This window comes from Deminuibacter soli (assembly GCF_003412455.1).
GTDB classification, from domain to species: Bacteria; Bacteroidota; Bacteroidia; order Chitinophagales; family Chitinophagaceae; genus Deminuibacter; species Deminuibacter soli.
On sequence record NZ_QTJU01000001.1, the window covers coordinates 1 to 14,229 of the forward strand.

At 47.3% G+C, this 14,229-nt stretch carries 11 protein-coding genes; 3 read left to right on the forward strand and 8 right to left on the reverse strand.

Features of this window, described 5'->3' with window-relative positions; genetic code table 11:
• The 6 genes from DXN05_RS00005 to uvrA all read right to left on the reverse strand — a co-directional run.
• A partial coding sequence (locus DXN05_RS00005; RefSeq protein ID WP_158559081.1) for an IS1182 family transposase occupies positions 1 to 1,071 on the reverse strand: 1,071 nt, incomplete at its 3' end.
• A 264-nt stretch (positions 1,072 to 1,335) separates the two neighbouring features.
• Positions 1,336 to 2,391: an efflux RND transporter periplasmic adaptor subunit gene (locus tag DXN05_RS00010; protein ID WP_158559082.1), complete on the reverse strand. Its 1,056-nt coding sequence runs from the start codon at positions 2,389 to 2,391 to the stop codon at positions 1,336 to 1,338.
• 19 nt (positions 2,392 to 2,410) lie between these two features.
• Positions 2,411 to 5,617: an efflux RND transporter permease subunit gene (locus DXN05_RS00015; protein WP_116845169.1), complete on the reverse strand. Its 3,207-nt coding sequence runs from the start codon at positions 5,615 to 5,617 to the stop codon at positions 2,411 to 2,413.
• A gap of 3 nt (positions 5,618 to 5,620) precedes the next feature.
• The gene (locus DXN05_RS00020) at positions 5,621 to 7,009 is read right to left on the reverse strand and encodes a TolC family protein (protein WP_158559083.1); all 1,389 of its coding nucleotides are present in this window, start codon (positions 7,007 to 7,009) and stop codon (positions 5,621 to 5,623) included.
• Between the two features lie 199 nt (positions 7,010 to 7,208).
• Entirely contained in the window at positions 7,209 to 7,613 is a 405-nt protein-coding gene (locus DXN05_RS00025) for a hypothetical protein (protein WP_116845171.1), read from the reverse strand.
• A gap of 154 nt (positions 7,614 to 7,767) precedes the next feature.
• On the reverse strand, positions 7,768 to 10,671 hold the full coding sequence (uvrA, locus tag DXN05_RS00030) for an excinuclease ABC subunit UvrA (protein WP_116845172.1): 2,904 nt from the start codon (positions 10,669 to 10,671) through the stop codon (positions 7,768 to 7,770).
• A 225-nt stretch (positions 10,672 to 10,896) separates the two neighbouring features.
• Here uvrA and DXN05_RS00035 point away from each other — a divergent pair, with 225 nt between their 5' ends.
• The 3 genes from DXN05_RS00035 (at position 10,897) to DXN05_RS00045 (ending at position 12,308) form a co-directional block, all read left to right on the forward strand.
• Positions 10,897 to 11,565 (forward strand): OmpA family protein, encoded by a 669-nt coding sequence (locus DXN05_RS00035; protein WP_116846330.1) that lies wholly within the window; start codon positions 10,897 to 10,899, stop codon positions 11,563 to 11,565.
• A gap of 111 nt (positions 11,566 to 11,676) precedes the next feature.
• Positions 11,677 to 11,949 carry a hypothetical protein gene (locus DXN05_RS00040; protein ID WP_147313797.1) on the forward strand — a complete coding sequence of 91 codons (273 nt, stop codon included), beginning with the start codon at positions 11,677 to 11,679 and terminating at the stop codon, positions 11,947 to 11,949.
• A 38-nt stretch (positions 11,950 to 11,987) separates the two neighbouring features.
• The gene (locus DXN05_RS00045) at positions 11,988 to 12,308 is read left to right on the forward strand and encodes a hypothetical protein (RefSeq protein ID WP_116845174.1); all 321 of its coding nucleotides are present in this window, start codon (positions 11,988 to 11,990) and stop codon (positions 12,306 to 12,308) included.
• Between the two features lie 111 nt (positions 12,309 to 12,419).
• Here DXN05_RS00045 and DXN05_RS00050 read toward each other — a convergent pair whose 3' ends face one another.
• Complete coding sequence (locus DXN05_RS00050; RefSeq protein WP_116845175.1) at positions 12,420 to 13,589, reverse strand: trans-sulfuration enzyme family protein; 1,170 nt, start codon at positions 13,587 to 13,589, stop codon at positions 12,420 to 12,422.
• Between the two features lie 50 nt (positions 13,590 to 13,639).
• A complete protein-coding gene (locus tag DXN05_RS00055; RefSeq protein ID WP_116845176.1) occupies positions 13,640 to 14,077 on the reverse strand; it encodes an OsmC family protein in 438 nt (145 codons plus the stop codon).
• Positions 14,078 to 14,229 lie beyond the last annotated feature (152 nt).

Below are 14,229 nucleotides of genomic sequence, written 5' to 3' on the forward strand. Positions count from 1 at the left end.
GTCTACACTATAAGGCTTTTCCTTTTGCAGGTTTTTACGCTGTTCGCGGTCAAAGTGATTATATTTTACATACGCAGTGATTCGTTTGTCTTCCAGCCATTGATAATTCTGTTCACTACCATAACCTGCGTCTGTTGTTACGCTGGATGGTTTCTGACGGAACTGCCTTGTGTGTTGTGCTAAATGAACGATGAGGGTATTGGTGTCTGTGGTATGCTGATGGATACTGTAAGAGGCGATATATTGGTTATTCGTACTGATTTGTACATTGTAAGCCGGTTTTAGTTGTCCATTCTGCATATGATCTTCCTTCATACGCATAAACGTCGCATCAGGATCTGTCTTGCTAAAGCTGCTTCTTTGGTTTCCCAGTACTTTCTCCTGTTGCTCATACTTGTCAAGTGCAGCTGGCCAATGTTTCTTTGCATAGCCTAACTTCTGTTGTATTTTCCCATCAACTTTCTTGTTTTTCAATGCATTATTTATCTTCTCGATGGTTTGGGTTACTTTCTCACTGTCGATTTTGTCAAAACTGCTGGGGTCTGTATCATCCAGCTCACTGGCAGCCACGTTTTGAGCGTGTTGCCACAGCTCGTTTAACTGCTGTTTGATCTTCTCTTTGTTTGTTTGGATCCTATTACCCCAAACAAAACTGTACCGGTTGGCATTGGCTTCTATCTTGGTGCCATCGGTATATAAATCTTTGATGCTTAACAGCCCCTCTTCACACAGCAGCAGCACTACTTGCGTAAAAATTGGCTGCAATGTTTTTTGTAAGCGCTTGCCTCTGAACCGGTTAATGGTATTATGATCGGGTGTGCTCATGCCACTGAGCCACATGTATTGTATATGCTGACTTACAGCTTCTTCTATCTTACGGCTACTGTAAACATTGTTAATATAGGCGTATACCAGCACCTTCAATAACATCCGCGGATGATAGCTGCTGGTACCACCTGGTTTGTATTGATGAATCAGCTCGGTAATGTCAATCTTATCCAGCACTGCATTGACTACCCGAACAGGATGATTCTTGTCTATAAGATCATTTAAATCAGGCGGTAACAACATTGCCTGGTTTTGCAAGTTGCGCTTAAATACCACTGATAATGTATTGCCTCTGGCCATACTTTAAGTTACCAATAACAGACCACTGCTGCAACGAAAAAATATCCAGATCAGGTGTATAACTATAAAAACAAAATGAGGCTGCCTCTTTCTTGAAGTGCCCCCTAAAAGCGTCTAACTTTAAGGGGGCACTTCATCTTTTGAGACAGCCTCTTCTTGTTATTAGTATTCGCAGCCGAAGCAGCTATTAAATACGCACTCCCTCTTTTATATCGTCTTTGCATTTACAATTACCTGTTCACCAGGTTTTAAATCACCCAGCACTTCCACTGCGGCGGCAGTTTCGTTACCGGTGGCAACATCCACTTTCACAGTTTGCCCCGCGCGTACCACAATCACATATTTGCGCTCAGTAGAAGTTACTACCGCCGACTTGGGTACAGACATCGCGTTGGGATTTCCTTTTGCATCCAGCACAATATCGGCATACATGCCCGGCGTTAATTTTCCGGCGGTATTCTGCACATCCAGCTCTACCCGTTCGGTACGGTATTGCAGGTTTACATTTTGTGCAATGCGGCTTACCTGTGCCGTCATTTTTTTGCCCGGGAATGCGCTCAGGTAAAATACTACATCCTGCCCCTTGTTTAAATTGGCAGCAATACCTTCGGGTATATCTACCTGCAAACGCAGATGGTTAATTTGCTTCAGCTCCAGCATGGGCTTGTCTTTTGCAGCAGCACTTACCAATGCGCCGGTATGCACGTTTCTCTCCGTAATTACACCATCAAAGGGAGCCTGCACCTGCAAGTAACCCAGCATGGTTTGTTGTAACTGCCAGTTGGCACTTTCTGCATTGCTTAAAGAGCTGTCTGCTTCCATCTTCGAATGCGCTGTTGACAAATCCATAGGCGATACAGCACCGGGTGTTTCCGCGGCCTGCAGCAGGCGCTGGTAATTTTCTTTATCCAATGTGAAATCCGATTTGGAGCGCGCATATTTTTCCTTTGCCTGCATGGTTTGCTGCAACAGTTCCGGAGCTTCGAGCGTCATCAGCAGCTGGCCACGGTGTACCGGCTCACCAATATCTACCAGTACTTTTTTTACATACCCATTTACTTTCGGAAATATGCTCACCTCTTCATAAGCTGCCAGCTGCGCAGGCAGTTTAACGGTTTGCATTAAGCCGGCTTTTGTTATGGCAGCCAGCTTGTAAACACTGCCGGCTGCTGCTGCCGCAGGCGTATGCTTTTCAGATGCCTTGTTCTGGCTGCAGCCATAAAGCGCAATACCTGCAGCGAGTAAAACAATTGTTGTTTTCATATCAGTAATTTGTTGAAGTTTAGTTTTCCGGTAAAAGAGATACATCTTTAAAAGAAGCTTTCTGCTGCACCCAGCCATATACCAGGGGTACAATGTACAGGGCTGCGAAAGTAGACGCAATCAAGCCGCCAATTACAGCACGGCCCAGCGGTGCAGACTGATCTCCTGCTTCGCCCAAACCGCTTGCCATAGGTACCATACCGGCAATCATGGCAAGGCTCGTCATTAGAATCGGACGCAAACGTACGCTCGCTGCTACCGACGCAGCTTTAAACGGATCTTTGTATTCGAAGCGCAGCTTTTCTGCATTGGTTACAATCAAAATTGCGTTGGCTACCGATACACCCACACTCATAATAATACCCATGTACGATTGCAGGTTAAGGGTAGCCCCTGTGGCCAGTAACAGCAATAAGGCACCAAGCAATACAGCGGGCACTGTAGTTAAAATGGTAAGCGCCAAACCAAATGACTGGTAGTTCGCAGTGAGCAGCAGCAACATAACCACCAATGCAGCAAGCAAACCACTTTGCAGCGAACCGAGCGTTTCTGTTAGCAGGGAAGACATGCCTTTCACTTCAGCCACTAAACCCGCAGGCGGTGTGCCCATTTCGTGTATTACCTGTTGCACAGCTGCCGTAGCCGCACCGAGGTCTTTTTTATAGATATTGGCATTCACTGTTACAAACCTGCGGGGGCCTGCCCGGTCATATTCGCCGGGCAGGGAATCAACCACAATGTGGGCAATATCTGACAGTACCGGGCGCATTTTTCCTGCCACCACCGGAATGGCCTGCAATTGTTCCAGCGAATTCATCATATACTCAGGCACCTGCACCTGGGTGTTGTAGGTGTATTGCTTGCTATCATCGAGCCACAGGTTTTTCAGTGTGTAGCGGCTGGATGCCGTGGCATCAGATACCGTTCGCGCAACATTATCAATGCTCAACCCCAGCTGCGACAAACGCTGTCTGTCCATCTGTATCTTCAGTGTAGGAAATTTCAATGGCTGGGCAATCTGCACATCACGCAGGTAAGCAATGCCCCGCAGCCTGTTTACAAGCGTGTTGGCATATTGCTCCATATCACCCATGTTCTTTGATGCAACACGTATTTCAATAGGCGTTGCAGCACCTTGCGACATCAGTTTTTCCGTTAATTCAATTGGCTCAAACGACAATTTAATTGCAGGAAAACGCTGTTGTATTTTATTACGCAAGGCATCCTTCAGCACATCAATATCTGTTTTGTACCCCTCCCCGAGCTGTACCTGTATTACCGCCTCGTGCGAGCCGCTGTTAAACACATACAGGTTGCTATGCCCATAGTTGGGAGAAACGGTTCCTACAAAAGCAGAAGTGATGGCAACATTCCCCTGCACAGCGCTATCTACCATACCGAGAATATCTTTCACTGCACGTTCGGTTATTTCGAGCCTGGTACCATCCGGTTCGCGTACACGCAATTGCAGCTGGCCTGCGTTGGAATGCGGCAGCATGTCTTTCCCTATCCACACAAAACACCCACCTGCCGCGGCAAGTGATAGCACCAGGTACAACACAACAATGGGTTTACGCCGTGGCATCCACTTGTTCAGCAGGTTTAGCAAGCGCACTTTCAAACGCTGGAAAAAATCATTTTCTTCCGGGTGGGCGATATCCTGTCCCGTATGCTCGTTAATTTCCTGCACTTCATTATCATCCAGCGCCAGTCCGGCATGTGCGTGCACAGGAGCTTTGTGGTGATACTGGTACATGCTTTCTTTCAGTAACCAGTTAGAAATAATAGGCACCAGCGTTTGTGCTGCGATAAATGAAACAATCATTGCAAAAGCAATAGACAATGAAAGGGGCAGAAACATAGCCTTAGGCACCCCACTCATTACAAACGAAGGCGCAAACACAGCGAGTATACACAGCAAAATCAGCAGCAAAGGAAAGGAGATCTCGGCACAGGCTTCCAGTATCGCCTGCCGTTTAGACTTACCCATTTCCAGGTGCTGGTGTATATTTTCGATCGTTACTGTTGCCTGGTCTACCAGTACCCCAATCGCCAGCGCCATACCGCTCAGCGTCATAATATTGATGGTTTGCCCGGCAAGCTTTAAAAAGAACACGGCACCCAGTACCGCTACGGGTATGGTAATAATAACCACCAGGCTACTGCGCCAGTCGCGCAGAAACAACAGCACCATTAACCCGGTAAGCACTGCTCCAAGGATGCCCTCCGTCATCAGGCTTTTCGCTGCGTTCATTACAAATACACTCTGATCAAATTCATAGCTCAGCTGTACATCGGCAGGCAGCAGGCTTTGCATTTCAGCCATTTCCGCCCGCAGGTTCTGTACTACTTCCCATGTAGAAGCATCGGCGGTTTTTACAATAGGAAAGTACACCGAACGCTTGCCATTCACCAGCGCATAATCCACCACTATGTCTGCTGCATCTTCCACACGCGCTATGTCGTGCGCGTATACAGTAGTTACCCCGTTACTCACTATCGGTATATCGCCAAAATCTTTTAGTTTCTCTTCCTGCGAGTTTACCGAAGAAATATACATCGTGCTGTCGATACGCACATTGCCTGAAGGTGTCATAGCATTATTACGCCCCAGGGCTTCCACCACTTGCTCGGGCGACAGGTTATATTCACGCAGTTTCTGGGGATCAACTTTTAAAATCACAGAACGTGCGTTACTGCCAAACGGTGGCGGAGCCGATAATCCCGGCACTTTACCAAACAGCGGCCTTATCAGCGTTCCGGCCATATCAAATATTTCATTCAATGAATGGGTTTTACTGCTGAATACAAGCTCGCCAACCGGCAAGCTCGATGCATCAAAGCGCACCACTTCAGGCGGTAATGCCCCCGGTGGAAAAAACGACATACACCGGTTTACCTGTATCGCCACTTCAGCCGCAGCTGCAGCCATATCCGTGTTTTCGTAAAAATTCAGTTTAATAAGTGTGAGCCCCTGTGTGTTTTTGCTTTCAATATTCTTTACCCCATTGATGTACAGAAAATGATCCTGCATACGGGTAGAGAAAAAACCCTCCATTTGTTTGGCACTCATACCGCCATACTGCTGTATTACATATATGGTGGGTGAGTTCAGCTGGGGAAATATATCGATAGGGATTGAACGGAGCGCTGTTATGGAAAACAGCAGCAAGCCCGCAAACAACACCATTACCGTTACCGGTCTTTTTAATGCTGCCTTAACCATTCGCTAGTTTTTTAGAGATTGAATAAATAAATCAAGATTCCCTGTTGCGGCTGCTTTGCCCAGGTTGGCCACATACCATGCATTCAGCGCTTCAGCATATTGCAGTTGCGCTGTATATAACACAAACGTGGCATTGGTTAAATCCACCAGGTTAATCATACCTGCTTTATACTGCGCCGTTTTCTGCTTCCATGCGTCGGAAGCAGCCTGCAACTGCACAGGTAACTCAAGCAGGTTGTGCGATGCAGTAGCAATTGCTGTATCGGCCTGTACAGCAGTATTGTTCAATGCCAGCTGCTGCTGCTGTTGCGCATAACCTGCAGCTGCAATCTGGTAACGGCTTACGGCCAGTTTGTCTTTCCTGTGCGTACCATTGAATAAATCATAGGTAATGCCTATACCCGCCGCATAGTTAAAACGCTGATATCCCAACCCATCTGCTAGCGACTGGTAATGATCATTGAACTGTATGCTCGACCCCCTGCCCCAGCCGCCGGCGGCAAGCATTATTTTAGGGAGATAACTTTTCTTTACAAGCTCCTCTGTACTGCGATACAACACTGTTTGCTGCGTGTAATATTTCAGTAAGGGGTTGTTAAGCGAATCGGTGCCTGTTACGGCCGCAGCAATATTCAGCTGTTGCGTTACAGTATCAATATTGATAATGGCAGCAGGTATGCCGCTCAGGTACGACAACTGCTGGCGCAATTGCGCCAGGTCGCCGCTGCGCTGGTTATATCCCACCCTCGACTTCGATAATTCTGCTTTCGCCAATGAAGAATCCACGCCCGCTTTTACGCCGCTGCCGGCCAATGCCTTAATAATGGCGTAAACAGACTGGTACCGTTCCATATTCTGTTCATCAACCGCAAGCTGGTACCGCGTTTTAAGAATATCGAAATACAGCTTGCTGATCTGCCATTTCAGCAAATACAGCTCACGGTCATAATCGGCCTGCTGTACTTGCGTATAGGCAATGGCATTGTTTATTTTAGCGCCGCGCAAACCAAAATTTACCAGCTCATATTCGCCGTAAAGCGATACGATATTGCCCGTTTGCGCCTGGTAATTGTTCTCTCCCCTGATGCCCGCAGAAGTGGCATGTATCACGCCACTGAAAGGCAGGTAAGTGCCAGCCACATCATTGGCCGAACCAACAGACACTTCATCGCCTGCGGTTAATTTGGGTAAAAACTGGTGCCGCACATCCGTTTCATTGGCGCGGGCACTGTTGATCATGGCCTGTTTTTGTAAAAGAACAGGTAAATGATGACTGGCAGAATCAATGAGCACTGCCAGGGAAAAAGTTTGTTGCTGTGCAAATAACAGGTTAACACAACCCGGCAGCACTACAGCCGCCGCAGTGGTTAACCATTTCAGTAAACCATTCATGCAGTTATAATAAATAATAGATGGAGAATGCCGTTTCATTCAATCACGACACAAGAAACCCACAACCGTTGGCTGTGCAGTAGTAAATACAAAACATGCCGAAGCTGCGTTACGCACCGGCTTACGGTGCACAACACAATAATAGCAGGCAATCAATGGCGATGAAATGTATACAATGCTTACATCCTGTGCGTTGGTATTATGCCAGGATAACAGGCGGACCACGCAGGTTGGCCGTACTGTGATAAATACTACGCCAGTAAACGGCAATGGTGGGGAAAAAAGTTTTAACAACGCTGTATCCGGCAGACCAGTTAATTCTAACCGGTACTGCAACACCCAGCATATCTTCGGGCTGGTAACGTTTATCGAGAATAAGAAATGACTGCTTGCGGGTTCCACTGTCGGGAAATACCATGGTATGAATCGGAAGCACCTGGCCATACTGATTCTTTACCACCATCGGGAAGGGCCTCGCCTGGGCCGCAAATGCAAATTTGAAGCAAAGTTGCACACTGAAGAATAGCACATACACCACCAGTAACAATACTTTGAAACCGGTTTTGTGTTGTTGTGTAGATCGTGCGTTGTTGTACCTGCTCAAGGGTTTACATTATCGCTCCCAAGATACAAAATTTACTATGTTAAGTAATGATGAAGTTTATATAAAAAGAAATAACATATCAGTTATACCAACAAAAAAGACCGTTCCTTTTTTATTGAACGGCCTTTCCATTATCCGGGCGTAAGCCGGCAGCCTACAATCCCATTTCTATCTTCAGAAACTTCGCTGTGTGGCTTTCTTTATTTTTAATCATTTGTTCGGGTGTGCCTTCAAATAAAATGCGGCCTCCACCATCACCTCCTTCAGGACCAAGGTCAATGATATGGTCTGCCACTTTTATCACGTCCAGGTTGTGCTCAATCACCAGCACCGTATTGCCGCGTTCTACCAGCTTGTTTAATACATCCAGCAAATGCTGTATGTCCTGGAAATGCAAACCTGTGGTAGGCTCATCCAGTATGTAGAAGGTTTTACCGGTATCTTTTTTTGCCAGCTCGGTGGCGAGTTTCACGCGTTGCGCCTCACCTCCGCTAAGCGTTACCGCACTCTGGCCCAGCGTAATGTAACCCAGGCCAACATCCTGCAATACTTTTATTTTACGGTACAGGTAATGCACCGGTTCAAAAAATTCGCAGGCTTCATCCACCGTCATATCCAGCACATCGCTGATGCTTTTGCCCTTGTAGCGTATTTCGAGTGTTTCGCGGTTGTAGCGCTTGCCATTGCATTTTTCGCAATGCACGTACACATCCGGCAAAAAGTTCATTTCAATTACCCGCATGCCGCCACCTTCACACATATCGCAACGGCCGCCTTTTACATTGAATGAAAAACGGCCTGCATTGTACCCGCGTATTTTGGCTTCTGGCACTGAAGCAAACAGGGTACGTATTTCCGTGAAGAAACCACAATAGGTTGCCGGGTTGCTGCGCGGTGTGCGGCCAATGGGCGACTGATCTATTTCAATTACCTTATCTACATGCTCCAGTCCTTTCACGGTTTTATACGGCATGGGCGTAACCCTGCTATTGTACGCATGTTTCGACAAAATAGGATACAGCGTTTCATTGATCAGCGTGCTTTTGCCGCTGCCGCTTACGCCGGTAATCAGCACCAGTTTACCCAGCGGCAGTTTCACCGATACATCTTTCAGGTTATTGCCGCTGGCGCCTTTCAGCTCCAGGAATTTGCCATTGCCTGGCCTGCGTTCTGCGGGTATGGCGATTGATTTTTTACCGCTGAGGTATTGTGCCGTACCAATGCCTGTTTTCACCACTTCGGCCGGTGTGCCGGAAGAAATGATCTGTCCGCCATGTTTACCGGCCCTCGGGCCAATATCCACCAGGTGGTCGGCAGCCATCATAATATCCTTGTCATGTTCCACCACCAGTACACTGTTACCAATATCGCGCAGGTTGGTAAGCGCATGAATCAGGCGATGGTTATCGCGCTGGTGCAAACCAATAGATGGCTCATCCAGTATATAAGTGATACCCTGCAACTGCGAGCCGATTTGCGTAGCCAGCCTGATGCGCTGCGATTCACCGCCACTCAGTGTTCGTGTGGGGCGGTTCAGTGTGAGATAAGTTAAACCCACATCCAGCAAAAACTGCAGGCGTTCGCGTATTTCTTTCAGAATGTCTTTTGCAATCACATTCTGTTTGTTGCTGAGCCTTTTTTCAATACCGCCAAACCAAACCATCAGCTTGTCGAGGTTTTCATTGCTTAGTTCTGCGATATTTTTCTCATCTACCTTAAACCAGGTACTTTCTTTTTTCAAACGGGTACCATTGCAGGTAGGGCAGGTTTTCAGCTCCATAAACTGCTCAACCCATTCGCGTATGCTTTCGCTGCTGTTGCCGCCGGCAAACCAGCGCTTCAGCATGGGTACCACGCCTTCAAATTCGCCTTCGTACGGACCCGCTGCTGCTACTTCATCATAATCAATGATCTCTTCTGTTTCGCCCTGTTCATTGCCGTACAACAACAGGTTAAGGCTCGCAGGCGGCAAATCCTTGATGGGCTTGTCAAGCTTGATCTTGTATTTTTTGGCCAGCTGCTCCACATTGCGGTACATGTATGCTTCCCTTTCTTCACCCAGCGGCGCAATACCACCATCTTTAATGCTCAGGTTATGATCGGGCAGTATGGCCTCCATGCTTACGGTATACACAGCGCCCAGGCCTTTACAGGTAGGGCATGCGCCGTACGGTGAGTTAAACGAGAAACTGTTGGGTGATGGCTCCTCGTAACTGATGCCGGTCTCTTCACACATCAGTTGTTTGGAATACTGTGTAAGCAACCCGCCGTCTTCACTGCCGTTCTTCGCGGTTTTGCCATCCTGCACCAGCAAAAACATCAGGTCTTTACCCGATTTCAAGGTTTGCTGCACACTCTGGCTCAGGCGAACTTTCATATCGTCTGTTACCTGCAGGCGGTCAATCACCACTTCAATATCATGGGTTTTATAGCGGTCAACCTGCATGCGGGGCGTAATATCTTTCACTTCACCGTCCACACGCACTTTTACGAAGCCCTTTTTACGGATATCTTCAAACAGCTCACGGTAATGCCCTTTACGGCCGCGCACGAGCGGGGCGAGCAGGGTAATTTTCTTATTCTTGTATTTTTTGAAGATGTTGTCTACAATTTCTTCCTCACTGAACTTCACCATTTTTTTACCGGTGTTATAACTGTATGCCTCGCCGATACGCGCATACAGCAAACGAAGAAAGTCGTACAATTCGGTAATGGTACCCACGGTAGAGCGCGGGTTTTTATTCGTGGTTTTCTGTTCAATGGAAATAACCGGGCTAAGGCCAAGCACCTTGTCTACATCAGGCCGTTCCATATCGCCGATAAACTGGCGGGCATAGGCGCTGAAACTTTCCATGTAACGGCGTTGTCCTTCGTTGTAAATGGTGTCGAATGCAAGCGATGATTTACCGCTGCCACTAACCCCGGTGAACACCACCAGCTTATTTTTGGGAATGCTGATATCAATGTTCTTCAAATTATGTTCCCTGGCGCCAAACACTTCAATTGCTTCTGTTGTTAGTTGTTCCTGTTGAGGAGACTTCTTTTTTTCCCTTGCCATACTTGTGTAATCTCGTTCGAAGGTAAACAATGTGGCGTAGAAAATGGTTGGGAAATTGCTAAATAAATTAGGCAGCAAACAGCGGTTGACCGCGGATAGTAAGAAGGCTAAATGATATAAAAAAAGTTTTTTATTTAGATAGGAATCAGACATTTACATCATAGTACACCAAGCCTGGCACAGAAATTGGCCTGCTTGGATTTTTACAACATAAAACTGATAAACATGAAATCCCTGCAAATCACGCTTGCGGCTTTGATCAGCGCGGCAGTTATTTTATCGTCTTGCAAAACCTGGAATAATACGCAAAAAGGAACAGCCATTGGCGCAGGCGGCGGTGCAGCTGCAGGTGCAGTGGTGGGCAAAATAGCCGGCAATACTGCCCTCGGCGCTATAATTGGTGCAGCTGTTGGCGGCACAGCCGGTGCAGTGATCGGCCATAAAATGGATAAACAGGCTGCTGAAATTAAAGACCAGATCCCTGACGCGAAAGTAGAACGCGTTGGTGAGGGTATTGAAGTGGAATTCAACAATAAAATCATGTTCGGCTTCGATAAATCTGATCTCGGCCCTACTGCACAAAGCAACCTGAACGAACTGGTAACCATCCTCACCAAATACCCAGACACGAATATTGAAGTGCAGGGCCACACAGACAGCACCGGTACCGATGCCTACAACATGGGCCTTTCTGAAAGAAGAGCAGGCGTTGTGGCAGATTACCTCAAAAGCAAAGGTGTTGCCGCTTCACGTGTAACCACAAAAGGCTTTGGTAAAACAGCCCCCAAATACCCCAACTCTACCGAAGAGGGCCGTGCACAGAACAGGCGCGTTGAGTTCCTGATCACTGCCAACGACAAAATGAAGTCAGACGCCAAACAACAGTCTAACTAAAATACTCCCTTCACAGGGTAATAAACGGATTACACATTTCGTTTTGATGCTGCAATCAAACCGGGTGTTGTAATCCGTTTGTATTTTGCATACTGCCTAACCAGCCACATTATGAGAAAAATACTCCCGCTTTTACTGACCTTTTTCTTCTCAGCCCTATTGCACAGCCAGGCCCAGGTAAGTTTCGGCTTAAGGGGCGGTGTTAATTTTTACAATATCAATGGTGATGATGTTAACGGCGCAGGTCTCGATTATAAACTAAAAACCGGCTTTGAGCTGGGCATTACTGCTGCTGCTTCGCTGGGCGGCGAGTTTTTACGCAGCCTGGTCTTGTATTCATCAGTAAAGGCGGCCGTGGACACAATACCACCAACCTCCCGGTAACCTACAACCTCAACTATCTTGAATTACCTGTACCAGTTGTGTTCAAACATCAAACAGGCAACGGCCACCTGCTGGTTGGCGCAGGGCCGTACATTGCAGCCGGTATAGGCGGAAAGGTACGCGGACCGGGCGATGCCCGTTTCAATGTAAAATTCAGCAACACGGCCGGTACCGAGGCTGCTTTTTACTATCGCCCCATTGATGCCGGCATCAACATTCTGTTCGGCTATGAATGGACCAACAAATGGAGCATCCGGCTCAATGCCGATCTCGGTGTTGCCAACAATAACCCCAATAACGGATTAGGCAGTTACCACAACGCCGGCTTCAGCATAGGCCTCGGTTACAGCCTGAACTGAAAAAATCTGCGAGCTGCAGCCTTCGAGCTACGAGCCTTATCTTATAAAATAAAAAGAGCGCAGTTGCACTCTTTTTATTTATTCATTATTGACTATTCACTCAATTCCCCGCTAACACTTATCCAACGCCTGCAGAATATCGTTGGCGATATCATCAATGTATTCAAGCCCCACAGAAATGCGGATCAGTCCTGGTGTAATACCTACGGCCTGCTGCTCTGCCGCACTTAACTTTGAGTGTGTGGTAGAAGCCGGGTGCGAGGCAATACTGCGGCTGTCGCCGAGGTTGGAAGTGAGCGACAATAATTCCAGTGCATCGAGGAATTTGCTGCCTGCTTCCAGGCCGCCCTTCAGTTCAAAAGTCAGCAGCGGACCGCCGCGTTCCATTTGCTTTTTGGCAACCGCATAAGCAGGATGCGAAGGCAGGAAAGGATATTTTACACTGTTCAGCTTGGGATGTCCTTCCAGTTTTTTAGCGAGTGCCTCTGCATTATCACAATGGCGTTGCATGCGTACATCAAGCGTTTCAAGGCTTTTGGTTAACACCCATGCATTGAACGGAGACATAGACGGACCGGTATTGCGGCAGAACAGGTACAGTTCGCGGATCAGTTCTTTTTTACCAACCACTACGCCACCCAGTACACGCCCCTGGCCATCCATCCATTTGGTGGCAGAGTGCAGCACCAGGTCGGCACCAAACTCAATCGGGCGCTGCAATATCGGAGTGGCAAAACAGTTGTCTACATTCAGCAGGATATTATGCTTTTTAGCCAGCTTGCCAATCGCTTCCAGGTCAACCACGTCGAGCCCGGGATTGGTGGGCGTTTCAAGGTAAATCATTTTGGTATTGGGCTTAATAAGCGCCTCCCAGCTGCTGATATCATTCACATCAGCATAAGAATACTCGATGCCCCATTTAGGCATGTACTTCGTAAGCAGGGTATGTGTTGAACCAAATACCGAAGCGCAGCTAAGGATATGATCGCCTGATTTCAGGAACGTCATGAACGAACCAAATACGGCAGCCATACCGGTGGAGAAAGCAAAGCCGTCTTCAGCACCTTCCAGCATACAAACCTTGTCGATAAATTCCTGTACAGTGGGGTTACTGAAACGCGTATAAATATTGCTGTCGTTTTCTTCTGAGAAAGCGCCGCGCATTTCTTCTGCATTGTCAAAAACAAAGCTCGATGTTACAAACATCGGCGTGCTGTGTTCCATTTCATCTGAACGTTTTGTCTGAATGCGTACGGCCTTTGTATTGCGGTGTAAAGACATGTTAGAGAGCGGTTATATAGTTTGAAGGTTATTGCGTTGTGTGTACTTGTTTATGCAATCACGGTTTCTCCGTTGAGCACTACGGTCCAGGTAATTTCAGCACCTGCACGGCGCAGTGTTTCTGCAACTGAACAATATTTATCAATAGACAACTGAACAGCGCGGTGCGCCTTGATAGGATCAACAGGGCCGGTCATTTCAAAAATAATATGCAGCGTTTGCCACAGGGAAGGTTCTTTACCCGGCTCACGCTCACCATCAATCTTGATAGAGAGATTTTCGAGATCCTGTTTTTGTTTTTTGAGAATGCTTACCACATCAACAGCACTGCAGCCACCTAAACCGGCCAGCAAAATCTGCATAGGTCTGAAACCCGTGCCTTCACCACCCTGGTCTACAGGTATATCAATCTTTAACTGATGCTGGTTGGCATCTGTTGCGGTTAAGCCATAATCTCCTGAGGTACGAACTAATTCCATTAATGGCATATGCATTGAATTTAGGCGCAAAGATACGGCATCTCATCACGGCAATACCAAAATTTGCGAATTACGGAAATGCGTAGCATACAGTTGTTTAAAAAGAAAAGGCAGCACCTGAACAAGCGCTGCCACCCTTCCGGGCACAAACAAACGATAAG

What these genes read in the sequence shown, in the direction of transcription:
- DXN05_RS00055 (WP_116845176.1), bottom strand. Translation starts at nt 14,077, where the DNA reads ATGCCATTAATGGAATTAGTTCGTACCTCAGGAGATTATGGCTTAACC.
- DXN05_RS00010 (WP_158559082.1), bottom strand. Translation starts at nt 2,391, where the DNA reads ATGAAAACAACAATTGTTTTACTCGCTGCAGGTATTGCGCTTTATGGC.
- uvrA (WP_116845172.1), bottom strand. Translation starts at nt 10,671, where the DNA reads ATGGCAAGGGAAAAAAAGAAGTCTCCTCAACAGGAACAACTAACAACA.
- DXN05_RS00035 (WP_116846330.1), top strand. Translation starts at nt 10,897, where the DNA reads ATGAAATCCCTGCAAATCACGCTTGCGGCTTTGATCAGCGCGGCAGTT.
- DXN05_RS00040 (WP_147313797.1), top strand. Translation starts at nt 11,677, where the DNA reads ATGAGAAAAATACTCCCGCTTTTACTGACCTTTTTCTTCTCAGCCCTA.
- DXN05_RS00050 (WP_116845175.1), bottom strand. Translation starts at nt 13,589, where the DNA reads ATGTCTTTACACCGCAATACAAAGGCCGTACGCATTCAGACAAAACGT.
- DXN05_RS00020 (WP_158559083.1), bottom strand. Translation starts at nt 7,009, where the DNA reads ATGAATGGTTTACTGAAATGGTTAACCACTGCGGCGGCTGTAGTGCTG.
- DXN05_RS00015 (WP_116845169.1), bottom strand. Translation starts at nt 5,617, where the DNA reads ATGGTTAAGGCAGCATTAAAAAGACCGGTAACGGTAATGGTGTTGTTT.